General features: G+C 48.5%; 21 protein-coding genes. 2 read left to right on the top strand and 19 right to left on the bottom strand.

Translation table 11 applies throughout. From position 1 onward, the window contains the following. Window positions 1-13: 13 nt before the first annotated feature. From AC3RCI_RS01150 to AC3RCI_RS01110, 9 genes are all read right to left on the bottom strand, one after another. Window positions 14-1,651 (bottom strand): type 2 periplasmic-binding domain-containing protein, encoded by a 1,638-nt coding sequence (locus tag AC3RCI_RS01150; protein WP_492527320.1) that lies wholly within the window; start codon window positions 1,649-1,651, stop codon window positions 14-16. Window positions 1,652-1,780: 129 nt separating this feature from the next. Further along, a complete protein-coding gene (locus AC3RCI_RS01145) occupies window positions 1,781-2,689 on the bottom strand; it encodes a carbohydrate ABC transporter permease (RefSeq protein WP_095293099.1) in 909 nt (302 codons plus the stop codon). 15 nt (window positions 2,690-2,704) lie between these two features. Further along, window positions 2,705-3,682 (bottom strand): ABC transporter permease, encoded by a 978-nt coding sequence (locus AC3RCI_RS01140; protein WP_153976529.1) that lies wholly within the window; start codon window positions 3,680-3,682, stop codon window positions 2,705-2,707. A gap of 313 nt (window positions 3,683-3,995) precedes the next feature. Further along, window positions 3,996-5,408, bottom strand: a complete 1,413-nt coding sequence (locus tag AC3RCI_RS01135) for an alpha-L-fucosidase (protein WP_492527319.1) — start codon at window positions 5,406-5,408, stop codon at window positions 3,996-3,998. A 309-nt stretch (window positions 5,409-5,717) separates the two neighbouring features. After that, window positions 5,718-6,776: a Gfo/Idh/MocA family protein gene (locus AC3RCI_RS01130; RefSeq protein ID WP_110821807.1), complete on the bottom strand. Its 1,059-nt coding sequence runs from the start codon at window positions 6,774-6,776 to the stop codon at window positions 5,718-5,720. Window positions 6,777-7,037: 261 nt separating this feature from the next. Then, window positions 7,038-7,904: a sugar phosphate isomerase/epimerase family protein gene (locus AC3RCI_RS01125; protein ID WP_492527318.1), complete on the bottom strand. Its 867-nt coding sequence runs from the start codon at window positions 7,902-7,904 to the stop codon at window positions 7,038-7,040. A 106-nt stretch (window positions 7,905-8,010) separates the two neighbouring features. Next, the gene (locus AC3RCI_RS01120) at window positions 8,011-9,768 is read right to left on the bottom strand and encodes a glycoside hydrolase family 35 protein (protein WP_492527317.1); all 1,758 of its coding nucleotides are present in this window, start codon (window positions 9,766-9,768) and stop codon (window positions 8,011-8,013) included. A 1-nt stretch (window position 9,769) separates the two neighbouring features. Further along, a complete protein-coding gene (locus AC3RCI_RS01115) occupies window positions 9,770-11,230 on the bottom strand; it encodes an alpha-L-fucosidase (RefSeq protein WP_492527316.1) in 1,461 nt (486 codons plus the stop codon). Next, on the bottom strand, window positions 11,227-11,961 hold the full coding sequence (locus tag AC3RCI_RS01110) for a copper homeostasis protein CutC (protein WP_492527315.1): 735 nt from the start codon (window positions 11,959-11,961) through the stop codon (window positions 11,227-11,229). Before AC3RCI_RS01110 ends, AC3RCI_RS01115 begins: the two co-directional genes overlap by 4 nt. Window positions 11,962-12,099: 138 nt before the next feature. On the opposite strand from AC3RCI_RS01110, the gene AC3RCI_RS01105 reads away from it, so the two are divergent. Then, on the top strand, window positions 12,100-13,032 hold the full coding sequence (locus AC3RCI_RS01105) for a helix-turn-helix domain-containing protein (protein WP_492473477.1): 933 nt from the start codon (window positions 12,100-12,102) through the stop codon (window positions 13,030-13,032). A 290-nt stretch (window positions 13,033-13,322) separates the two neighbouring features. Here the strand turns inward: AC3RCI_RS01105 and AC3RCI_RS01100 are convergent, their stop codons facing one another. From AC3RCI_RS01100 to AC3RCI_RS01055, 10 genes are all read right to left on the bottom strand, one after another. Next, window positions 13,323-13,514 (bottom strand): hypothetical protein, encoded by a 192-nt coding sequence (locus AC3RCI_RS01100; RefSeq protein WP_095362005.1) that lies wholly within the window; start codon window positions 13,512-13,514, stop codon window positions 13,323-13,325. Between the two features lie 114 nt (window positions 13,515-13,628). Continuing rightward, the gene (locus tag AC3RCI_RS01095; protein WP_492473476.1) at window positions 13,629-16,412 is read right to left on the bottom strand and encodes a glycoside hydrolase family 3 C-terminal domain-containing protein; all 2,784 of its coding nucleotides are present in this window, start codon (window positions 16,410-16,412) and stop codon (window positions 13,629-13,631) included. A 423-nt stretch (window positions 16,413-16,835) separates the two neighbouring features. Beyond that, entirely contained in the window at window positions 16,836-17,924 is a 1,089-nt protein-coding gene (locus tag AC3RCI_RS01090) for a low temperature requirement protein A (RefSeq protein ID WP_336784220.1), read from the bottom strand. A 102-nt stretch (window positions 17,925-18,026) separates the two neighbouring features. Further along, window positions 18,027-18,986 carry a ring-cleaving dioxygenase gene (locus AC3RCI_RS01085; protein ID WP_492527314.1) on the bottom strand — a complete coding sequence of 320 codons (960 nt, stop codon included), beginning with the start codon at window positions 18,984-18,986 and terminating at the stop codon, window positions 18,027-18,029. Window positions 18,987-19,076: 90 nt separating this feature from the next. Then, complete coding sequence (locus tag AC3RCI_RS01080; RefSeq protein ID WP_095293145.1) at window positions 19,077-19,304, bottom strand: DUF896 domain-containing protein; 228 nt, start codon at window positions 19,302-19,304, stop codon at window positions 19,077-19,079. 199 nt (window positions 19,305-19,503) lie between these two features. Then, window positions 19,504-20,526, bottom strand: a complete 1,023-nt coding sequence (locus AC3RCI_RS01075) for an SPFH domain-containing protein (RefSeq protein WP_492527313.1) — start codon at window positions 20,524-20,526, stop codon at window positions 19,504-19,506. A gap of 47 nt (window positions 20,527-20,573) precedes the next feature. Next, the gene (locus AC3RCI_RS01070; RefSeq protein ID WP_492529765.1) at window positions 20,574-21,335 is read right to left on the bottom strand and encodes a TPM domain-containing protein; all 762 of its coding nucleotides are present in this window, start codon (window positions 21,333-21,335) and stop codon (window positions 20,574-20,576) included. A 38-nt stretch (window positions 21,336-21,373) separates the two neighbouring features. Further along, entirely contained in the window at window positions 21,374-22,405 is a 1,032-nt protein-coding gene (locus AC3RCI_RS01065; protein ID WP_492527312.1) for a TFIIB-type zinc ribbon-containing protein, read from the bottom strand. Window positions 22,406-22,445: 40 nt separating this feature from the next. Then, the gene (locus tag AC3RCI_RS01060) at window positions 22,446-23,150 is read right to left on the bottom strand and encodes a PspA/IM30 family protein (RefSeq protein WP_492527311.1); all 705 of its coding nucleotides are present in this window, start codon (window positions 23,148-23,150) and stop codon (window positions 22,446-22,448) included. A gap of 171 nt (window positions 23,151-23,321) precedes the next feature. Next, window positions 23,322-23,534 carry a hypothetical protein gene (locus AC3RCI_RS01055; protein WP_193724462.1) on the bottom strand — a complete coding sequence of 71 codons (213 nt, stop codon included), beginning with the start codon at window positions 23,532-23,534 and terminating at the stop codon, window positions 23,322-23,324. Between the two features lie 235 nt (window positions 23,535-23,769). Here AC3RCI_RS01055 and AC3RCI_RS01050 point away from each other — a divergent pair, with 235 nt between their 5' ends. After that, window positions 23,770-25,452, top strand: coding sequence for a PrpR N-terminal domain-containing protein (locus AC3RCI_RS01050; protein ID WP_492527310.1), 1,683 nt, complete (start codon window positions 23,770-23,772; stop codon window positions 25,450-25,452). Window positions 25,453-25,554: the final 102 nt, after the last annotated feature.

Here is a 25,554-nt window from a genome sequence, read left to right as displayed (position 1 = left end):
AATTCCTCAACTATTATTGATCCTTCTCAATTGCACGCTGGTAGATCTCAAGGTAATTGCTGAGTCCCAGTCCATCGAAGCCTTTGACATATGAATCCCATTCCTTATCGATGCTTTTGCTGCCGATAATGAACTGTGCCATATTGGTCTGCACATAATCCTTGATGGCCGTGGTAAGCTGTGCTGCCGATTCGGTATCCTCCGGACGAATAAATACATTTGCCGGATATACTTCTTTTGGTGCATATGGTTCATACACATTGGTCGCTTGAGCCAGCCTTGTACCGTAGCCTTCTGCCTCTAATGGATTTTGACCTTCGGCAAACAGATTACGGAACGTATTGGACAAGTCATGTGCTCCGATCTGCGACCAGCTTTCGTTAACGACAACGTTCGGGTCACGTTCAGGCAGGTTGTAGTAGCTGTACTTGGCAGGCTCACCATTAATGTTTTTCTCATCTGCATCAGCCTTCTTCCATCCCTTACCTTCGGTCGGGCCATATTCCGCGTACAGGGCACCTTCTTCACTGAACATATAATCCACAATTTTGATCGCCGCAATCTGCTGTGCTTCTGTTGCTTTGTTCGTGATAGCAAACTCAAACTCGCCTACGCTCTGTGTAGCACCTGTTGTTTGTACGCCATCCGGTCCTTTCAATGGAGGAACGATCTCCCAATGCTGGTGACGTGCAATATCTTTGTCATAGGTGTTCACAAGATAGCTGACCAGTGCTGTTGTAATGGAGCCGACCACTTCGTCGCCTTCCTTATTTCCCAGCTGTCCGATCGCCTGATCGTTTTGCGTGAAGGAAGCCGGGTCGATCAGGCCTTCTGCATACAGCTTGTTCATGTACTCCAGCCCTTTTTTCCACTCCTCCTTGTTTGCTGCAAAATCAACCTTGCCATCGTTCACGATCAGGTATTTGTCGTTATCGTTGTAAATAAAGCTGTTCATCAGGTAGGCATCAATGTTGCCGTTCCATACGTACTTGTTCGGTGCGCCAGTGAGAGGAATCTCATCAGCCTTGCCATTACCGTTGGGATCCTGCTCCTTGAACGCCTTCAATACTGTGTACAATTCATCCGTCGTTGTTGGCATTTTCAGGCCCAGGTTATCAAGCCATTCCGTGTTGATCCAGTACTTCTGTGCATACGTACAGTGGTAACATTCGTTGAAAATCGGCAGGGCATAGATGTTGCCGTCCGGAGCTGTGATGGCTTCTTTGAAATATGGCTTCTCTTCCATGATCTTGGTCAGATTCGGGCCATATTGCTTAATCAGATCCTGCAGCGGTAGGAACACACCTTGTTTTCCATAGTTCTGAAGATCTGAGGTGGTGAACTTGCCGTGAAGGAACACTTCGGGATAATCACCACTGGCGAGCAGCAATTGTCTGCGGTCCTGCAATGCGTCTGTCGGGGCCAGATCCCATTTCAGGGTAACGTCGAACTTGTCTTCGATAAATTGGGTAAACTCATTCTCTTCCATGGACGCTTTGCCTTGCGGGGCAAAGAAAGTCATCGTTACAGGGCCACCGCTCTCGCCGCTACCGTCGCTACCTGCACCCGATTCTTCAGATGAACCGCATGCGGACAACAAAGCCATCGAAGCAAAGACCAGAAACAACATCGAAATCCAAGATTTTCTCAATCTGACTCCTCCTTTTTGTTCAAAACGGCATACAACTCGTTTACTGCACTCGTATAAAACCGATCCCGGAATCCGGCGTGTTCCTTCCACCTCCTTTCAAGAGGCCAGCCGGGCATCATTTCCTGTGAATTATCCCTTGAGGGAACCAACCATGACCCCTTTGACAAAATGCTTCTGTACAAACGGATACATGATCAAAATTGGAATACTTGCAACAACGATAAGTGCATATTTCAATACCTGCTCGAAGCCCTGATCCCGCATCTGCTGACTGGTATTGGCGAGCATCGCCGGATCAGCCGCATTCAGGATGAGCAGATTGCGCAGGACATATTGCAGCGGGAACAACTTTTCGGAACGCAGATAGATCAGGGCATCAAAATACGCATTCCAGTGACCTACGGCATACATGAGTGTCATGACAGCCAGGATGGGCTTCGACAACGGAAGTACGACGCTGATCAAATACCGGATATCCCGGCAGCCGTCCATTTCCGCCGCCTCTCCGAGTTCTTCCGGGATGGAAGACTGGAAGAAGGTTCTCGCGACGATGACCTGGAACACCGCGAGCGCCCCTGGCAGCCACATCGCCCAGCGTGTATCGAGCAGGTGCAGGTCCTTCATCAGGAGGTAGGTTGGAATCAAACCGCCATCGAAGAACATCGTGATCATCATGAAAATGATAATGGCTCCTCGTCCATAGAACGACTTGCGTGACAAGGGATAAGCCAGCATGACGGTCAGTGCCACGTTAATGAAGGTGCCGACCACAGTGTAGATGATCGTGTTGTAGAAACCGAGCATGAGCTGCTGACTTTTGAAAATGGAGATGTACGCCTTGATGTTAAAGTCCACTGGGAACAGCCACACCTGACCGGATGTAACGGCTCGTGAAGAGCTGAATGAAGAACTGATGATATACAAGAGGGGGTAAAATACCGTTAACAGTATGGCGAACAGAAAGATATAGTTGAGTGTCATGAAGATGCGGTCACCGAGCGGATCCTTGATCCGGTTACGATTAAACAGGTTGAACATGGATGAGCTCCTCCTTTACCACAAGCTGTTCTGGGATACTTTGCGGGAAATGCCGTTGACGATGATCAGCAGGATCAGATTGATAATGGAGTTGAACAACCCTACTGCCGAGGAGAAGCTGAAATTTGCACCGATCAGACCAACCTTGTACACATACGTGGAGATGACCTCCGATGCGCTTGTGTTGAGCGGATTCTGCATCAGATATATTTTTTCAAAGCCGACACCCATAATGCTGCCCAAACTCAGAATCAGCATGATAACGGTGACTGGAACAAGCGTTGGAAGATCGATATGCCATATCTTTCGAAGTCTTGAAGCCCCGTCCATCTTCGCTGCCTCATACAGCGATGGATCAACACCCGCAAGGGCGGCGATGTATATGATGGATGAATATCCCATGCCCTGCCATACACCGGACCAGACATAGATGGATTTGAAATATTCCGGAATGCCCATGAAGTTGGTCATCGGGAAGCCGAGCAGCGTGAACAGCTTGTCTACCACGCCCACATGCGGGGACAGCATCAGAATAATAATGGATACCATCACGACCGTGGAGATAAAATGCGGAGCGTAGGTGACCATCTGGACGGTCTTCTTAAAGTAACCCGTTCGGATCTCATTCAGCGCCAGCGCAAGCAGGATCGGAATGGGGAATCCGGCGATCAGGGAGTAGAAGCTGATGCCGATTGTATTTTTGATCAGGAGCCAGAAGTTGGGGGATTCGAAGAATGCCTCGAAGTGTTTGAATCCGACCCAGGGGCTTCCCCAGATTCCTTTGACTACACTAAAATCCTTAAAGGCAATCTGTACCCCAACCATGGGGATGTACTTGAAGATCAACAGATACAACACGGGAGGCAGAACGAGCAGATAGAGCTCCCAATGCTTCTTGAGGCTTTTGATGAATGGATGCTGCCTTTTGGGCTCCACCTGATTCCTTTGCTGGAGTTCCAGGTTGGCGGGTATGCTTTCCGTAGCTCGACTCATTTGCGTCACTCCTTCTACACCTCAAGTGTAATAATACATTACATTCAATTCACTAAAACATCCTGTTTTTCGATCAAATTGATGTTTTGACGCTAACCGTGTTAGTAATAGTATCAGGTAGCGCTTTCTTAATTCGATAGTACATGGAACATGGTTTTTTGATCAATTCGTAATTTTCTCCCACCTCTCCATATTCCATAAACCCTTGCGGCACAAGCATTTATGCGCCTTTATTATTAGGAATCTCACCTCCATATGCTTGAATACAAAAATCCCGGAGGCCCTGATTGCTCCCCCGGAATTCACATGCCATCTACCCACTTGTTAACAATTTGAACGTATGCGTGATCGGTGCTGTCCCAGAAACTGCAGATGGCGGCAGATCGACAACGAGTCCATTCTCCGTCTGCTGATACGAAATTACGTCATTGGTGCCCACAAGTTCGACTCGCTCTACTTTTTCCAAATAAGGGATGATGACTTGTGCTTCTACTGCTTCGTTCTCGTTTCTGTATAAACGGAAGGCGTACACGGTATTGATCTCTTCCTTCTGTGTAAAGGCCCAATCCTTCGTAAAATAAGGTCCGCAGATCCGAGTTCCATAGATCCCTTCACCGTGGGTGTTGAGCCATTCACCAAGTGCCTTGATGCCCCTCACTGCCCCTTTGGGAAGGCGACCATCCGGCTGCGGTCCAACATTCAGCGCCAGGTTGCCGCCCTTGGACACCACTTCAAGCAAAATATGCGCCAGCTGTCTTCCCGATTTATACTGGTCATCAAATCCGAAGGCGAAGGAATTACCCACGGTGATGCAGCTCTCCCAAGGGATATTCATCGGGTGTTCCGGGATGGTCTGCTCTGGGGTAACAATATTTTCGTATGCTCCACCTACGGTGCGGTCTGCTGACAGAAGCCATGGCTGAGTTGTCTGACGTGCCCGCTCCACAACTTCTCCCAGCCGGATATCCTGGCCGTGGCGACCCTCTCGCACCCAACCGGCATCCAGCCACAGGCATTCGATCCGGCCATAATTGGTCAGCAGCTCCATGATCTGCTCATGTGTGAACTCCACGAATTTCTCCCACAGCCACGGGTACTTGTGGGGATCGTACGATGGTCCGCGCCACATGTGGCTTCCGCGCTCCATTCCAGGTGCCCAATAATACGGGGTATGCCAGTCCGCTTTGGAGAAATACGCCGAGATCCCCAGCCCTTTGGCCCGGAATGCGTCAAAGAGTACTCTACAGATGTCCGCATATTTATGGGTATGAAACGGGGTATCCTTGCCCGTGATCCGATAATCGGTCGTATGGGTGTCCCACATGCAGAAACCGTCGTGGTGCTTCGTCGTGAACAGGAAGTATTTGAAGCCATTGTCTGCTGCCATCTGTGCCCATTCTTCGGGTTGGAAACGGATCGGATTAAAGGTTTTGTTCAGATCGAAATATTCCCGCTTGAAATGCTCCATGTCGTCCGTCCAGTCGATGTCATCACGCGACCAATCGCCATCCTCATCGCTCAGTGCCCAGGACTCCACGAGTCCAAGCTGGGAATAGGGGCCCCAGTGCATCATCAGCCCCAGCTTCTGGTCCTTGAACCACTCCAGCCGCTCAAGGAGCAGCGGATCTTCTGGTTTGACCCATTCTTCCTCTTTGCTAAAATGGTGTACCCCGGCTTCAACGACCTGTTCTTCCTGTTCCAGCACCACGTCTTTGGTTTCGCTCATCCCGTTCATCTCCCTTGGATTAGATGTCATAAGCTGAATAAATAGCTGTACACTGGACCACTGCGCGGTCAGAACCATCTTCTGATCGCTGTTATCCCCGGATTTTTTTGAATTCACTTTGTAATTGATGGAAATCCGGGGATAAACGCGAGCGCTTCGCTTCTCCAGATTGGTTCTGCCCTCTCCGTTAACGTGTAACGGTTTAGTTCAACTAAGCAAGACATATTAAGTCCTGTTACTTCGTAATACAGATTGGTTCTGCAATCTCCGTTTTGGCTTAAACGTTCAGTTCAACAAATAAGGGCATTATTATAGTGAAATTTCGCGTCCCTCGCGTGCTGACTCGTAAATGGCACAGAGCATTTTCATCACTTCCACGCCGTCCTCTACCGGACTAAGCGTCTCCTTCCGGCCCTGTGTGCTGTCGATAAAATGGTTGATTTCATTACGAAACGAGCCCATAAAATCGAAGGATTTGAAATCCACCTGCGGGGTCATGTTCAAAATGGTGTTGAATTTCTCGCCAATGATCGAGATTTCCGGCTCCAGTTCGGCACCGCCCTTGTCGCCGTACAGTTTGACCGAGGTTTCATCTGCCTTCGCATGAAGTGTGAAGCTGACATCCACAAGCAGACTTGCCCCGTTTTCGAAACGAATCAGGGCATTCGCCATGTCCTCAACAGTGTTCTGATCAGCGTCATAGTCTGCGGCTTTGTAAAAGGACAGATTCTTGATATGGGCACGATTGCCGAGTCGATTGGACACGTTGGCAGAAACGGATTTCACTTTTGGTCTGCCCATCAGGTACCAGCAAATATCAATGACATGCACGCCAATATCAATCAGCGGACCGCCGCCGGAGCGATTGATATCCGAGAACCAGCCGCCCGGGTTACCGAGGCGACGCAGGCTGGATGCTTTGGCATAATAGATCTCGCCCAGCTCACCCGCATCAATGAACTTCTTCAGAATCTGCGCATTGTCGCTATAACGGCGTACAAAACCGACCTGCAGCAGCTTGCCGCTGCGATGAACGGCTTTCTCTACTTCGAGGGCATCTTCTACGGTTTGGCATAGCGGCTTCTCACACAGCACGTTTTTTCCGGCGTCCAGTGCAGCAATGCTGATCTCTGCATGAGAATCATTCCATGTACAGATGCTGACAGAATGAATCTCGGGCAAGGCCAGCAGTTCCTTGTAATCGGTGAATACATGAGTTGCATCATATTTTTTCGCCATGTCTGCGGCACGTGCTTCATTCAGGTCGCATATGGCGTATATTTCAACGTCTGGATTACTGGCATAGGCTTGCAGGTGGCAATCGGATATTGATCCGGCACCGATAACGGCGACTTTCAATTTGGACATTGTGCTGATCCCTCCATAAATAAAATCTAATGATTGTCGTTCCGCAGAGTAGACGTTCCGGTTGCGATTCGTTCTTCCGATCGCTCTTATCCCCAGATTTCTTTAATCCCTTTCTTTCAAAGGTGAAATCCGGTGATAAAGGCGCACGCTCCGCTTCTCCAGAATCGAATTCGCCCCTACACTACTTTTCCTAACTGAATTAACTTTCCGTTAGATCCATACGTAACTATTCATACTTTTATTTAAAACAAATACTCAGCCCTATGCCTCTTCCCATAGGCGGCGAACATTATCCATCGCAATGCGTGAGGCAGTTTGGCAATTTTCCATGCCCTCGAATTCAACCGAAATATATCCGTCATACCCGGATTGCTTCAATACACGGAACACCTCAGGCATGTCGATATCGCCATTGCCTACAATAGCACCGCGCAGGTAATTGCCGTGCGAGGTTTGGAACCAGCCTTCACCAGGATTCCGATACGAAGATCTCCAGTAGAAGTCCTTGGCGTGCACAATTGACGCGTATGGAATGTTATTTTTCACAGCACTCACCGGATCTTCATCCACACAGAGAAAATTACCGACATCCAGCGTGGTCTTGAAATTTTCCCGTGCCGTTTCATGCAGCAAACGCTGAATTCGCTCGCTGGACTGCACATAGTACCCGTGATTCTCTACACTCGTTGTAATTCCGAAGCCTGCTGCATAATCGGCAATTCGCTGGCATGCCTGCACCAGTACCGGCAGGTCCGTTTCAAACTGCGCTACAGTCCCTTCTTCGGCCGGACGAAAAGCTACATCATGACGCATAAGCTTAACACCCAGCGCAGCAGCCACATCCACATGCCGCATCACATTCTGTATCTCTTGCTCCAGCGCATCGGCGTCCTCCTGTACAGCGAAGTTTGCGCCAATCGCATAATTGGAAATGTCGATTCCGACCTCTTCTGCAGTATGTTTAATTTCATCAATCAACTCCGGATTGTCGATCAGACTGAATCCCATCGGTACAATTTCCACATGCTCGCCGCCCTGGTCAGCGATAAATCGGATGGCATCCGGTACGGTCAATTCATTGCGATCAAGTGCCTGCTGCAAACTGTAGGTACTAAGTCCAACTTTCATACTTCACCTCATCCTCTCATGTAGTCGATGACCATACCCAACGTATACCTTTTTCCGGATGGCTCGACAATTCCCAATAATCGTTTGCTATGCTTTTTTCCTTTTCCTAGCCCAAATCTGCCTGATTTACAAAAGTTACTGCCTGATCGGTCGTCTTATGCAGCTCAAACACGATGATTTCATTTACACCTTGGCGCAGCAGGGGCGCAGGGACGTACAAGGTTTTTTGCGGCCCCTTATCCCAGTATCGCCCCAGATTGAAGCCGTTTACATAAACAACGCCCTTGGTCCAATGGTCCAGTCGCAGAAAGGTATCCTGCGCTTCGTTGACTTGAAAGTTCCCCCGGTAAAATGCCGGACCTTCAATATCAGAAGATCGTTCGTCGAATTGCAATCCTGATAGATCCGTCAGCGGCAGACAATGAATCGTCCAATTGAACAGAAATTGAAAACCATGACGTACTCCCTCTGTAATGCCCTTCGGATCTCTCAGGTAAGGTCCATAGTTGATACGCCCCATGTTTTCAACAAGGATCGAAATGTCCGCACCCTCTTCAGGCACTTCAAAGGATACTGACAAAGCATCGTTCCCGCGTTCCAGCACGCCCTGGAATTGTCCATCCACAAACACCAGTGCACGGTCATGCACCTCTTGAACCACCAGCTCTTGCCGCTCTCTTGGCCCGGAAATTCGGGTTTGGTACAAAATAAATCCATAATCCTGACCGAGCTTTTCCATCGGTTCCGGATTGGTTCGCTGAACTGGGACCGAGATATTGCCCACCTGTCTCAGCAGTTCTGCCTGTTCCGTCAACTCCACTCGCCCGTAGGCAAAGGTACCCTTTGATTCAGGCAGCACAAGCTCTCCCATATCGCGGCCGCTGTACCGGGCAATAAGATCACGTACGGCATGGAATTTTGCTGTCGGCTCCCCTGATTCACTGAGCAGAGAATCGTAATCATAACTTGTAATGGTAGGCTCGTATTGATCCTTTTGCTGACAATTGGCCCCGTTGTAGAATCCGAAGCTTGTTCCACCATGGAACATATAAAAGTTAACTGAAGCACCTTCTCTCAGCATCTCTTCGAATACACCAGCTACATCCTCTGCATCACGAGTATGATGTGACTCTCCCCAGTGATCAAACCAACCGTTCCAGTATTCCATACACATCAGTGGTTCTTCGGCTTGATATGTGCGCAGCTTGGCAAAAGCCCCTTGCGTCCCTGAGCCAAAATTGACCGTAGCCAGGTGTCCTGGCACTGATCCAGCCTGCAGCATGTGGTCTGTCGGTCCGTCCGAGGTAAAGAGCAGTACATCGATACCACGCCGCACCATGCCATCACGCAAATATTTCAGATAACTCGCATCATTTCCGAAGCTGCCGTATTCGTTTTCGATCTGCATCGCGATGATCGGTCCACCTTGAGTGCTGAGGAGCGGTTGCAATTTGGGCAAAAGCACATCATAATAACGGTCCACATTCGCCAGAAACTGCTCATCATTACATCGAAGACGGATGGCATCATCAGCCAGCAGCCAGGAAGGCAATCCTCCGAATTCCCATTCGGCGCATATATAGGGACTCGGACGGACAATCACATACAGACCCATATCTCCTGCAATTTGAATAAAACGCTCCAGATCCGCCATGCCCTCAAAACGATACTGTCCCGGCTGTGGTTCATGAAAATTCCACGGCACGTATGTCTCCACGGTATTCAATCCGCAAGCCTTCAGCTTCAGCAGCCGATCCTCCCAATATTCGGGGACAACCCTGAAATAATGGATGGCTCCAGATAAAATTTGAACAGGCTTGTTATCATACATGAATTGTGAACCTTGATAGGTCAAAACCGCCATGCTACACTTCTCCCCGCTCGCTCAGATATATACCCAGCCTGGACAACGTCGGGTACCATCTGGATTGATGAATGGTTAGTCGAACCCTTCTCGATGTGATCCTCGGAAAGCGACAAATTCGTTTGTACCCTACTACCGTTCCGGTATATATCTCATCCCAGGTGCCGTCTGGCCTGCTAACTTGCAGTGTAAAACGCTCAATCCGTTGACCTATCTGGATATGTTCCATCAGCACAACCCGGTCAAACGTTGTCTCCGTTAGCAAATCCACCTCAATCCACGCCTGCTCCGTTCCTTCTCGCGGACACCAATACGTATTCCGCTGTTCACTCAGCAATTGCGAGACTTCATGTTGTTCATCCATCGTCTCTGATGCTTCAGCCTGTGCATGCAATGCCAGGTTTTCCTGAAACGTGGTACGCAGAACATCTCCCAGCTCCTGCAGCCGTTCCACATCCCGTTCGTGAATAAGGCCACGCGGATCCGGCGGCAGGTTGAGCAGAAAACTGGCGTTGCCGCCTACTGCGCCGTAATAAACGGTAAGCAGCTCTTCTAGCGTTTTGACCTGGGTATCCTCGCTTGCATGATAGAACCATCCTGGACGAATGGATGTATTCACCTCGGCAGGGTACCAGATAAGTTGGTCACCTAGGTCACGGATGACCTCTCTGCTTCCCAAATCACTGTCCTGCGTATTGACCCTTCTGGCAAACTCCCCATCATCCACCTGCTGGGATTGCTCCTGAATCTTCTCATTATCCTGCATATGCGCCGGCACAACACTCCATTCCGAATCCCGTGTATGACCAGCCTCGTTGCCGCACCAGCGGACATCCGGGCCGCATACCGAGATCACAGCTTCCGGCTGGAGTTCCCGGATAAGCTCATAGTAAGCGTCCCAGTCGTAGACCTGCCTTTTGCCATTCGCTCCTTCGCCGCATGCTCCGTCAAACCACACACAGAAGATATCGCCATAATTGGTGAGCAGTTCGTGCAGCTGATGGAGGAAAAACTCGTTATACCTCTCTGAATCCCCGTATGATGCCTCATGACGATCCCAAGGGGACAAATAAATGCCAAATTTCAATCCGCCCTCACGGCAGGCATCGGCCACTTCTTTTACCAGATCACCTGTGCCGCTTCTCCACGGACTGGCTGCGACTGTATGCTCGGTAAACTGACTTGGCCACAGACAAAATCCGTCATGATGCTTGCATGTCAGGATCAATCCCTTCATCCCTGCCGCCTTACACGTCTCTACCCATTGCTCTGCGCTGAGTTCCGAAGGATTGAAGATTGCGGGGCTTTCTTCGCCAGTCCCCCATTCGCGATCCGTGAATGTATTTACCGTAAAATGAATAAAGGCGTAGAACTCCATCTCCTGCCATTCCAGCTGGCGCTTGGAAGGACTGACTTGTGCTGCAGCCTTGACCCAATCGGCTGCTTGCAGTCCATGACTCATCGTGTATCACTCCCGTCATTCGTGGATTGGAATGCACTTAACAGATGTTGTTTGGCTTCTTCAACCATCTGCGGATGAATGGGCTTATGAAAACTGCCTTCATATTGGACACCTGAACCCATATGTATTTCCGTGATACCCGTTTGCCTTACCAAATCCCTAATCCTGTCCAAGGTTACCCCTGAGCCTGCCATTACCGTTATATCCAACGCCTGACCCAGTTCATGGAGCTGTTTCAATTCAGTAATGGCTTCAGGCGCTGTCCGTTTTCCTCCAGATGTCAGTACACGTTCTACCGGTCCCAGCGTGCTGATGGAATGGAGTGTTCCTATCAGACTTGCGCTCACATCCATGGCCCGATGAAATGTAACACCAAGTCCCTGCGCTTCGGCTAGACATGACGCCATGGCTGCAAGATCAACTTCCCCGCCTTCCGACAAGGCACCAATCACAATGCCAGATGCTCCAAGTTCTCTAGCTGTACGCACCTCCTGGGTCATAACACGGATGTCCTCAGCGCTATAGCAGAACGAGCGGCTATGCGGACGAACCATGACATATACCGGAATGGAAACTTGGGACACCACTTGCTGGGTAATGCCAACGTTGGGGGTAAGGCCTCCTTCAGACATGGCAGAGACCAGTTCAATTCGATCTGCTCCACCCCGCTCGGCTGCCCTGGCGTCTGCTGCATCTACTGCAATCACTTCCAATATGGGCTGTCTCTTCATTGGATAACTCCCTTCGTTCCTTCCAATATATAAGTCTTTGAGGCTTCTCACCATTCACAAAGCGTCCGGTTTTTTGACCTTTTGTGCCTGCTGGCCGAGTGGTATAATCTGTGTCAACAAGTTCAAGGCGGTGATTCCATGGATACGGATGTGATCTTTCCCAATATGACGAGCACACTGCAGGTTACGGGTTGTCATTTTGGCAGGAAATCACCCGGCTGGGTCTATCCAAAGCACCATCATCATTTATATGAAGTTCTGTATTGCCAGTGCGGAGAAGGCAGAATGCTGATCGGTGCGGATGAAATTCTGCTTGGTCCAGGAGACTGGTTCTTCATCCGTGCAGGTGCCAGGCACCAGATGGAGAACGCCCATACCAGCGAGTCCACAGGCGACATGGAACCGATCCATCATTCACGCTTTGACTTTTTTAACATTCACTTCGATATTGATGATTCCGAGCTGCGAAGAACGCTGAGCCAGCAGGAATATCGCCTGATTCCCCACAGCAAGGCAGCTGCCACTGAACTGCCTGCCCATGTAGCCAAAATTGAACGGGAAATGCAGCACAGTCTGTCATCGACTTCCCTGTCAGCTCCAAATGGCTCAGAAACCAGAATCACCCTGACCTCGGTTCAGAAAATGGCGCTGCAAGCCTACATCCTCCTGATCATTCAGGAGATCATCCTGCTGCAATCCGAAGAAGCTAATTCTATCCCGGACGCCATACCGGAGGTCACCATGCATAAGGCTGATACTGCACATCGCATCGAAGAGCAGCTGCTGAACATGATTTCGAGTGAAGGTTCCATCTCACAGATGGCCGAGGAGCTGAATCTCAGCCGCAGCCAGTGCACTAAAATATTCAAAGAAATATACGGCATCTCCCCTCGGCAATATGTCACGGAGAAGAAGCTTAACCATGCAAAACAGCTGCTCGTCAGTACCAATAAGACCATTGAGGATATCGCAGATGAACTTGGCTATCACTCCGTCAGCCACTTCTCCAGGCAATTCAGACGGGGTACCGGACTCTCACCGAACCAGTTCCGTCCACGCCCCATGACATAAGGACCGACAAAGCGCATCACTTGTGCATTTGCGGTCCTTTTTCTCACTCTTTGAAGCTTAACATCCAGGGTAAGGGGAGCTCCTCGCCTCTTCCGTTTTTCAGTCCTCTGCGTTTCCATGTAATTGTGCAAATTGTATCCATTGCTTATATTGTTATTTTTGTTATTTACATATCGTTATCATGATTTAGGTTTAGTCTAAAACGTTAGGTTCAGCACGTCAATACAAAAAAAGACACCCCGGAGGGTGCCTATCTTGCCTTGATTTCCTTTTCGGTCATCCTGGCTTTTTTATTTTTTGCGACGAGCCTTCGTCATTCGATTAAACATAATAAGTGCGGCAATCACCATGGCAATCATGGCAATACTACTTGCTGATTCCTGCGACATGCCGAACAGCATACCCAGGTTGGTTACCAGGCTTCTTACAATCAACGCCACTGCAATCAGCAGGATTGGACTCCAAAAATTATACCTTCTCATCCTTCGCAACACTCCTGACCAGATTGTTCAGAATTCCAGGATCTCCTAACAACATCATAACAGTCAGCCTGTCCAGTGACAACATGCCCATCACGGGATGCCTGTATGCCTGTGCTAGACCTGTTTGAACTCAATCCAGTCGATCTGCAGACCCGGTTTGGTGAAGTCCAGCTTCAACTCATACAGCCCTGCTTCCAGTTCTACTTTTACAAGCTTCTGTCTGATCCATTTGCCTTCTGTACCATTGGTCTGAATGGTCGTCATCAACTGGTCATTCAAAAGCACATTACATGCGCTTTGGGCCAGTTCCGGCTCAGGGGACATGATCTGTACGATAATCCGATATTGGCCTGCCTCGTCCACTTTCATGTAGACCGGCTCGCTTACAGCAGGCTTCACCTGTGCATTCTCAGCCAGAGCCTGGGCCTGGTCTGCAGCAAGGGATGCATTGGCCTGGAAGGAAGCCACGTTCTCCACGATTTCGTGTTTTCTCGAGGAAACCGGTGCATTCATGATGAACTTGCAAATATTGATCGCCGAGCGCTGGAGCTCTCCTCGTGTCAGGGTTCCATTTGCCAAGGACTCAATCGTGTTATCATCCCAGCCGTTAATCTCTGCGCCATAGTTCGGCACGACCATATACAGATCGTTCTGGGCACGAATCATCCAGTTTGTATATTTGCGGTCAGCCTCTCCGCCTTCGACCACATCGTTCATAATGGCCCACCAGTCTGTCATAACGATCCCGTCGAAATTCCACTCTCCGCGAAGAATGGTCGTGTTCAGATCGTAGTTGGATGCAGCCCAGTGTCCGTTAATCGGGTTGTAGGAGGTCATGATGGAATTGGCGCCGCCTTGTTTCACGGCAATTTCGAACCCTTTCAGGTAAATCTCACGCAGGGCACGCTCCGAGACTACGGCATCGACCTTGCTGCGATGTTTCTCCTGATTGTTGCAGGCAAAGTGCTTCAGGGTCGCATTGGATCCGCCCTTCATAATACCTTTGGTGCATGCTGCCGCAAACACACCCGAGATCAGCGGGTCTTCGGAGAAGTACTCGAAGTTACGACCGTTGAGCGGGCTGCGGCGAATATTGAGTCCAGGTCCGAGCAGCGTATCTACCTGATTTCTTAGCAGCTCCTGGCCTTCCATGACGTACAGCTCTTCAACCAAATCCGTATTCCATGTTGCTGCCAGCAGCGTACCGATCGAGACTTGTGTCGCTTTCTCCCCACTATCCATACGAATGCCGGACGGGCCATCCGCTGTGCAGGCTACAGGAATGCCGTAGTTAAACAGGCTGTCACTGACACCACCGAATGCAGACGCTGTACCGGAGGTAACCAGTGGACTGCTCATACCTTCGCCTCGTACGATCGCAGCCAGATCCTGATCGCTTAATTGAGCGATGAAGGCTTCCAGACTAACTTTTCCGTTTTTGACATCGCTTAATTTGTAACCTTGGTTACCCGTTTGCTCCAGCGTTTGCGGCAGGTTTTGCTCAATCCGGTCTGCCATGGAAACCTGACGCTTCGGTACGTCTACATAAATGAGCTCGTACGACCCATCCGCCTTGCGAACACCTGGCTTCATCCGAGTGAAATCTTCGGTTGGGGCCATCGCCTCTTGCAGCTGCTCTACCAATTCAATCGTTTCTACGATGTACCCATCCTGACCGTCAATTTCGATGGGGTCTGCTTGTTTTACACTGGTACCGACATGCAATCGATACGTACCTTCTTCGAGAACGTAAGCAGATGCATATCCTGTGACGCCTGCATCATCGTAGGATGCCATGGTATGTACCGGGAAGCTTACCGTCAGCAATTCCGATTCTCCAGGCTGGAGCAGTCCTGTTTTGCCGAAGGCAGCCAAAGCCTTCACAGGTTGTCCGAGCTTGCCTTGTGGTGCTTCGTAGTACACCTGTACAACCTCTTTGCCCGCATAGGTCGTGCCCGAGTTGGTCACGTTTACACGGACCTCAATGAAGGTTTGGCCTTCTGTGGAAATCGTGCGAGCATCTTGCGGTTGAATGGCAAACGTCGTATAAGACAGGCCGTAACCGAATTCAAATTGCACCTTTTCAGGTCGAAACGTTTCGAAATAACGATAACCCACATAAATATCTTCTTGATACAGGTTCTTGAACTCGTTGCCATAGTTGCTTGTTGAAGGGTAATCTTCGATGGAATACGCAATCGTATCCGTCAGTTTACCGCTCGGTGTAACGTCACCCGTCAGTACATCAGCAATCGCGTTACCACCCTCCATACCACCATGCCAAGAGTAAATGACGCCCTGAATCGGATGTACATACGTTTCGTTCAACCAGCTCATATCGATAATATTGGAGACATTCAGCACCACAATGGTGTGTTCAAAATGCGCTGTAACCTGCTTCAGCATGGCTTTCTCATCTTCGGTCAGCTGGTAGCTGCCTGGTGCATCGGCATTATCCTGATCTTCCCCTGCAGTACGTCCAATGACCACGATGGCTTTGCCGGACTTGCTTCTTGCCTGTGCAACCAATTCATCTGTCAGAGGCATTTCCTTCTGGTTCCAAGGCTCAGCGGCCCATACTTTACCGCCATCATCAAATGGATTTTCCTCAATCCACTTTTCATAGACTGCTGCCAGCTCTTCATTAACGGTGATATTCTTCTTGCTGCGAAGTCCATCCAGCAGGTTCGTTGTATATGCTACATGCACGCTTCCGCCTGAACCTGTGCCGCTGCGATAGTAGTTAACTTGAATCCGGCCAAAAACTGAAACGTTTTCGTTGTCACGAAGAGGAAGTACCTGACCTTCGTTTCTCAATAGTACCGCGCCTTCTGCGGCAACCGTGCGGCTAAATTCTGCAAACCCTTCCAATGGAACCCCGATTTGATGTGTACTCAATGATTTCCCTCCTGATTGTTCTCCCCATAATCCATGAATCGCTATGTATAAAATGAACTTAGAACAACCTACATTAGACCACTTCGATTGCAGAACAACCATCCGATCACTCTTATCCCCAGATTTCCTGACTCCCTTTTTTAAGGGAGAAATCCGGTGATAAAGGCGAACGCTTCGCTTCTCCAGGTTATTTCTGCCCTCTCCGTTCTATTGTACTTGTTATATCAAGCCCCTCTTATAAATGAGATATTCAGTGATTTGGTAGATTCACTTGTACATAGTCCCATATTAACAGATTCTATAGAAGAAAATAACTCACGAAACCGCTTTTTCACATTGTCGACATGACATTTTAGAAAAATCAAACCAAAAAGCCACGAACGCAATCCGTCGGTGACTTATAAATTCGTTTCAAACCGCTATTCAAGTCGTCAGCTTCGCATATAAAAGGAAGAATAACATATCTTCACCCACGATAACGTAGTTCGGAACCTGATAGATCAGATCCACAATGACAAATGCAGCCAGCACGCCAACCATCGTTACCAGATGAAGCGGACGAAGTCTTAAGTGTGCATGTCGGTAACGATGGAACACTAGTGAGGTCGACAGGAAGTAGAGCAATACCGATCCGAAGCCAAATCCCAGCATGAATACATAGTTAAGCTGATTCAGGTACAGCAGCTGAATTGAAGCGGCGATCATACTCATTGAAATGTAGATGAACAGATGGCCATAGATGATCGCTTGCCCCGCCGTCTGAATCTCCTTGCTGACCTTTTTCTCCACGTTATCGAAATACTGCCACCACATTGCAATGACGAATATGGAAGTAAAGGCGGCAAACAGGATGGATCTCAGATCCCAGTGATCTGCCTGCAGTACGGCAATAATACTAACTACCGACTCACCGAGCAGGATAAGTGTAAAGAGTGCAAAGCGTTCGAGCAGGTGATGCGTCTGGATCGGTACCTTCACCAGATTTTTGCGACCAATCAGCGGAAGTACGATATCTACGGCAATCCCTGCATACAGCACGACGTAACGCACCCAGGAATCGAAGAACAGGGAACCGGAGGAGATCAGAATACCGATGATAAAGCAGATCCCGAGATAGCGGGCCGCCTGTTGTTGATGTGTGCTTTTGGACTTGTGAACCGTAAGATACTGAATCGCGGTAAATGCCCTTGAACCGATATACCCTACGAAGAATGACAGATAATACTGATCAAAGTGGGTGGAAAGACTTGCCGTCATCACGAGAACCGACAGAAGCTGAAGGATGAGAAAGATACGATGGCTGAGGACATCCTGACCGTATCGATTAATGAATAGAGTCTGTCCTACCCATGCCCACCAGACGGGGATGAAGATTAATACAAATTTCATTAGATATTCAAACGAAATAACGCCGTGTTCGGCATGCAGCAGGACATGTCCTGCTTTGGATACGGCTGCGACGAAGAGCAAATCGTAAAACAGCTCCAGCCAGGTAACCTTTTTCTCCATCATCCTTCGATGCTCCTTTGGGTTCAATTCTTTATTTGTCTTATGTAAAAGTTAATCCATTCGCGGCCGGAACTTCGTTCTGGCCGCTATGGTTTATATTGTCCATTACTTAGCAGCTGTTGCGACAGGTTCCAACGCTCTTACCACAATCGGCTGCAGATTGCCTTCGATTTGTTCACGGTATGGTTCGAACCACTCTGGCAGCATCAATTTTTCTCCGAGTGCATCGGCAGGTTCATCTTTGGCAAATCCCGGTGGATCTGTTGCAATCTCAAACAGGATTCCGCCTGCTTCTCTGAAGTAGATGGCATTGAAATATTGACGGTCGCGGACCGGGGTTGGTTGGTAGCCATATTGGTATACGGCCCCTCTCCATGCCTCATGCTCTTCAAAATCTTTGGCACGCCACGCAATGTGGTGTACTGTGCCCGAGCCGCCTACACCCAGAGGTATGCGGGTAACAGGAACGTCCACGACGTTGCCGATATCTCCGCTGGAACGGAAACGGGCGTACTCTTCATTTTCATCCACTCTGACGAATCCCAGAATGTTCTCCAGTGCATCCATTGTTCTCTGCGGATTCACACTGAACAATACAGCACCGCCGAAGCCTTTGATCGCTTTGTTTGCCGGAATTCCTTCATGCTCCCATGTGCTGGCAGCACCCTCTTCCCGTTCAACAAGCTCAAGCCGTAAGCCTTCGCTGTCTTCGAATTGAAGAAGCTCTTCATTGAAGCGACTTGTTTTGGCTACCTCAATGTTATACCGTTCCAGTCGATCCTGCCAGAAGCCAATAGTCCCAGGAGGAATGACATAAGAGGTGATGCCCACTTGGCCGCCGCCAATTTTGCCTCGAGGTGATCCGGCAGATGGGAAGAAGGTAATAATGGTGCCCGGGCTGCCTTTTTCATCCCCGAAGTACAGATGGTACACGTCGGGTGCATCGAAGTTGATTGTTTTTTTCACGAGACGAAGTCCCAGAACCCCAGCGTAAAAGTCGACATTGGCCTGTGGATCTCCCGCAAAAGCCGTAATATGGTGGATACCTGCAGTTTGAAGTGTCATAATAAATTCCTCCTTGGATATGGTGGTTTTAGTTTTTTTATTTATTGTAATTTGTATTATCTTTATTTTAAGATATATGACCAATTGAACTTAGTTGTTGTTTTGGCTTGCTTGTTCCTGTTTCAATTTGTCCGGAGTAACGTCATCACCGTTCGGATCATAGATGGTGACATTCAGCAGAATATCATTGATCGAACCGCGAAAGATTTGCAGGTATTCCTGGCGCAGACGAATTTGTTCCGCTTTCTCCATCTCTGTCAGTTCTGCCTCTTTAGCTTTTCTGGAAAGTTCATTTATTCTGGTCAATGTTGGAATCATCATCTTGATCTCTCTCCTTGTAATTGGATTCAGATATTATTCTTTGGTGTTGTTTTTCCTTTGAATTAAATATCTTAAATTAAAGATAAATCATTTTTGAGGTATTGTCAACACTTTTATCAAAATGAAATAGCAAAAGAAAAAAAGGCTCCATACGGAGTTTCCACTCCGATGTGAGCCCTTCTTCAATTCCGCTATGTTAAACCAGCTTTTGACCACAGTTGGGACAGAAGTTGGCTCCTTCATTTTTGGCACCACAGTTCGGGCAGAAGTTCGGCTTCTTGGCTCCCTCAGAAGAAGATCCTTCCTTGGGCGCGGATGGTTGATCCGTATTTTGGCCTGAACTGTTGTTATTATTATTTTGATTCTGGCCTTGATTCTGGTTCATGTTCTTCATCATTTCGTTAGCCATATTCATACCCATCATCATGCCCGCCATATCCGATGCTGCGCCGCCGCCTTTCACCTTGCCGGATGCGATGCCATCCGTCATGCTAACCTGCTGGTATTTCTGCAGATTACCGATCATCTCATGCGAAGCGGTCTTCGTGATCATGTCCTGAATCTCTTGAGGGTAATTGAAACTCATCACTTGGAATCCGGTAATGCCAATCCCGATGTCCATCATTTGCATATCCAGGTCTTCTTGTATGCCTTTTGCAATCTCCGATGCGTTCGCCTGCAGGTTGAACATATCCTTGCCCTCACAGCTAATCCACTTCATAAGCAGCTGATCCAGTACTGATGTCATGCGGATTTTGACATCCTCGACCAGATAGCTCTGCTTGATGCCAGCAATTTTATCAATGAGCGTGACGTAGTCACTGACCTTGAAGTTGAACGTACCGTTGGCCCGAATCGGCATTCCGCCCGGAAGCTGAGGTGTCGGAATCAGTACGGGGCTTTGCGTTCCCCACCGAACGGTAAATTCCTTTGTATTCACAAACAGCACTTCGACCCGCATGCCGCTGTTGAACCCGAATTTAAACCCTTTTAATGTAGAAAGAAACGGAATGATCTCGGAATCAATATTAAATGAGCCTTCATCTTCAAAGATTCCCTCAACCTTGCCGTTGTTCAAAAAGATCGCATCCTGACCCGAACGGATAATCAGCTTACTGCCCTTCTTGATCTCCCGGTTGCTCCACTTCCAGAAAATCATATCATCTCTGAATTCTTCCCATTCCACTACATTCGAAAATTGATTTTTGAAAAATCCCATATTCGTTCCCATCCCTTCTATTTGGTCCTGCTCCAAATGCTCAGATACTAAAACGAACCTCTACTTCCACTATGCGAGTGGCCTCCACGGGTGGTACCTCCACCACCACCGCCTCCACCGCCGTTGTTATTGTTTCTTTCTATTTTTTGTTTGGTGACCGTGGTACGGATATACCGATCCTGTCGATCAATTACACTCGAATTACTGGAATCCTCATATGTTGCTCGATTGACGGTGACCCGTCCGCCTGATCGATAGGCCATGATTCCGACTACAATGCCTCCGATGGCAACAGCAACAGCTAGTTGGAACCAACCGTTAAACAAAATATTATTTGGATTTACACCCGGTCTGTATCCCATGTACTCGTAAGAGAGCCTTATATATTTCTCGAAAGCAAGCTTATAATCCCCGTTAGACAAATGTGGAGTGATCCTGCTGCGGATAGCATCGAGCCGTCCACTGTCCAGATAATCTTCTGCTTTATAAAATCCGGCCAGGTACACTTCTCTGAAATTCATATCCATCGTCAATATGACAGCATTTCCGTGAACTTTATCGAACCCCAACCCCTGCTCATCGTAAAAGTCCTCGGTCAGCAGCTCGACATCTTGATTGTCCGTATTATTTGTTGTCAGGATAATAAAATCCGTCTGCCTCTCGGCTCCATACTCATTCGCCAGTGCGTTCAATTCACTCTTCTCCTGCTCACTCAGCAGATTGGCCTCATCATAGATGAGATTTTTACTCTCGGCTGCCGAGGCAATCTGAACAGTCAAAAAGGAGAATGCCAGACCAAATGCCATCATTACCAGGGTCGTAACCATTGCAAGCTGTTTGACCTGTTTCACAGGAACCCACCTCCCATCATCCAGGAGATCAGTTTCAAGGACAATAAGGACACGGCGGAAACGCCGGCGAACCATCCGGCCACTTTGGCTTTGCTAATGGGAGGTTTGCCGACCACTTTTCCCGTTTGACCATTCATGGCAAAGGTATATTGGGCACGATTGAAATCGTAATAGACCATCCATACGGGAAGCAGCACATAGTCTGCATTTTTAAGTGTCGTATCGATTTGTTTGTCCGTGTAACTTACACTGTTATAACCGGATACGGTTGAAGCGATAAATGAATCAATATAAGATCGGGTCTTCTCCTTGGCCCGCGGATATAACTCTTCATCGGTGTAGCTGTATTTCTCTGCAATGTATCCCGCAAGATACGGGGTCTTGAATTCTTTCAGCTGGTTATAGGGAAACGGCTCCAGCTTATCCATCAGCTCATCCTTCATTTTCTCCGAAGCATCAATAGGCAGATTCACATAGTTGAGCCGGATTTTCCGGTAAATATCAAAATGCTGTGTCTCCGTATAATGGTAGTCGCCCTGCGTGTAGGTTCTCACCTTGGTTCCGCGGCCGTGAACTTCGATTTTGTTATGTAACTCATACAACCAGAACGGCACATACATCCCGGTAATATTCTGAATCCGGTCTGCGCTCATGAATCCGCTCGGCGTCAGCAGACCGTTCCGGCACCACTTTTTGAATGCCTGCTTCGCCTGCTCCTTACTGATGGAAAAAGGAATAACCATGACGGGTGCCAGATCACCCGTCAGCCGGTCGCTCAGCACAACAGCTGCCCCGCAGAAGCTGCACGTGGTTGCACTTGTCTCCGGTTCCGTGACGATATCCGCGCCGCAGCTGTTACAGTGATATTGCTTCACTTCATTTTCCGTGAACACCTGTTTCTTGAGCGGGTCAGGGATTTGCTCAATATTGTCCTGCCGCCCACAGCTCGGGCAGGATAATGAACCTGTCGCGCTGTCAAAAACCATACCACTGCCACAGTTGGGACACTTGTATTCAATAACTGGCATCTGCTCACCTCAATATTAATGAAATATAATCGGATCCATCCTAATTATTCTTTAGCTTCTCCTGAATTGCTGCGAGTTCTTCCTCCGCACTGAGAGCTGTATTGTCACTATTACCCGCTTCCGCGTTCATTTCTCTCTCCAGCTGCGCAATAAGTTCATCCAGATCATCTTCCTGCTTCCCTGCCCGGAGCTCGGCAAGTGCCTCTGCTTCATTCAAAGCCTGATTGGCCTTCTCTTCCATCGCCTGAAAAGCCGCGTTTGCTTTTCCTGCTGAAGCATTCCGTTCATTGGCCTGCTGCTGGGCCTTCGCCTCTGCCATTCTGCCTTTCAGCTCGGTATGTCTGGCTTCCAATTGTCCCAGGTCTGCTACCAATTTCTCATTCATATGCTTCATCATTTTGGCTTTCGCGGAGGCACGCTCATACGCTGCCTGTAATTGGTTCCATTTCTCCGTCTGCTTCACTTTCTTCTCCAGAAAACTCCGGGCCTTATCTTCATCGCCTGATTCTGCCGACTTCTCTGCATACCGCTGCAATTTCTTCATTTCAGCGCTGCATTCGTCCAAAGCTCGCTTCGCCCTGCTCTCCTCCGACAGAACGGCCGCCGTCTCTGCCTTTACCTGTCCCAGATCACTGCTCAGACTCCGCATATATTCATTCACGGTCTTCTCCGGATCTTCCGCCCGAGCCAGCAAGCTGTTCACATTGGCCTTCATCACGTCCCTAAACCTCGATAAGATTCCCATTCCTGTGATCCTCCTCCGAAAAGTTTACATATACCCTATAATACATGAATTCCAAGAACGAGGTTTCATTACCCTGGATTGGTCGGTATTTCCCAAATGAAAAACCATCAGCTCCTGCTGATGGTTGCTCTTAATCTGCACTATCCATTTTTTATGGTAAGGCTATCAGGATCAGGCGGGGAGACTCTCTACCGCGGTAAAGAATACATCCAGCAGTTCTACACCAAAGTTTTCCTCAACATATGCCGTAATATGCTTCAGGTCCTCCTCATGCTGATACTCCAGACATGGACGACCTTCGCTCCAGAGCACTCTGCACGTAAACTCATTAACCACGCATTGAATGATATGATCCTGCTCTACCGCTTCACGAAATGCTGACATCGCATGACGCTCCTTTCTTCCCTTTCCATCGTTGATGCTTATGTATTCATTTTGAAAAAATGGATTCCGAACTTCCGTGATAATTATCACAAGGTCGTAGTGCAGCAAACAGCATGGCTTATCCCTCCTCTGCGATCCTGCACCTAAAGCTTCTAGAGCAAAGATGCCAATCTCTCGTAAGTTGGCTATAATAAGGGAACCATGAAATGAGATTTCTATAAAAGGCAGGAACATTATGCGTACACGAGTTCATATCATTGCTCCTTACGAATCCATGACTACCATTATACAAGAATGCATTCCCCAGTTTCCTCAATTATCGATTCAATGCGATGTGGGCGACTTGGCGAAGGGGGCCGAACTGGCTTCACAAGCCGAACGAAACGGGGCGGAAATTATCATTAGCCGTGGGGGTACTGCACAGCTGATTAAGGAAGCCGTCACGATTCCCGTCATTGATGTACAGCTCTCGGGATATGACATGATTCGTTCCTTGACTCTCGCCAGCCAGTTTAACGGCAAAACGGCCATCGTTGGCTTTTCGAATATCACATCAGGTGCACAGTCCATTATTGATCTGATGGACCTGCCCCTCAAGGTATACACGATTCGCAGTTCCGAAGATGTCGCCAGGCTGCTGCTGGAGCTGAAAGCATCCGGATACCGTCAGATTGTTGGAGATGTGATCACCGTAGATACCGCCAGAACCTATGGGCTCGAAGGGTTACTGATCCAGTCAGGCAAGGAAGCCATTCTGCGCGCGCTTGAAGATGCCCAGCTGGTATTTCGCTATCTGAGCAAGAACCAAGCCATTTCAGTCATTTTGAATAACCTGGTCAGACAGGAACACCCCAATCTGCTTATTTTAGATGACCGGAATGATATTGTATTTGAGAACCTGACAGACTTCGAACAGAACCCACTGACGGATAATTACATTCATTTGATTAACACCAATCTGGAGTTTGAGCAATCCCAGGTTCAACATATGTTCATGGTCGACGATTATCAGCTGACGGTAACGGCCCATGAAACAACGCTGAATAATAAGGGTTATAAAGTCTACACACTTGAAAAAGGACAGCCCTACCAGTTTGCACAATTCGGCATAACCACCTACACGGATATATCCATCGAGCCCATTGTTGCCGAATCGCCAGCCATGCAGGTGATGTTGAACAACATTCAGGCTTTATATGAAAATCACGAACCCATCTATCTGCTCGGACATGCGGATTCAGGCAAATCATTTCTGGTAAAACACATGCATCAGATGTACTCAAGCGGTGGACTGCTGCTGCAAATAGACCTGTCGCAGGTACCTGCCGGTCATTTGCATAAAATACCGCTCTCCAAGGTCCGCAACGTGGAGCTGAATCGTATCGAACAGCGGCTCCATGATGAAGAGGTGACCTCCTTCATTCAAACCTGTCTAAACAGGCAGATTGGTGTATTCATTCTGGGAGAAGAGCCCTTGAATCCGTATTGGACGCTTGATATCGAGCTCAGTACCATGATGATGCCAAGTCTTGCGGACAGGCTGGAGGATCTGGCTCCACTGATCCAGCAGTTCCTTACCGACTATTATCATAAGTATGGAACCGCTGCGGTGAAGATCAAAGAGGATGCACTGCAGTTAATTCTGGAGCAGGTTCCACAGATGACAGTCAGCCAGCTGAAGCATCTTATCAAACAGGCTGCCCTGAATGAGCAGGATTATGTGATCTCGACAGATACGCTGTCCCGCCTGCTTAATCATCAGTCCGCAACAAACACGATGAGGTTAAACGGTACGCTGAAAGAGATCGAGAAGGAAATTATTCAACACGTTCTGCAGGAGGAAAACAATAATCAATCCAAGGCTGCAGATCGCCTGGGGATTAACCGAGCCACACTTTGGCGCAAACTTAAAGAATAATCTTTAAGTTTGTGCTTTTTTTATCACCCAATGTGTTGCATTATTAAACACTTTAGTGATTACTTAAAATTTACAGCAAATTAATGTTGCTAAAATAAACAA

The sequence above is a fragment of the Paenibacillus sp. MT124 genome, assembly GCF_058792755.1.
This window is presented reverse-complemented; position numbering and strand designations above follow the sequence as displayed.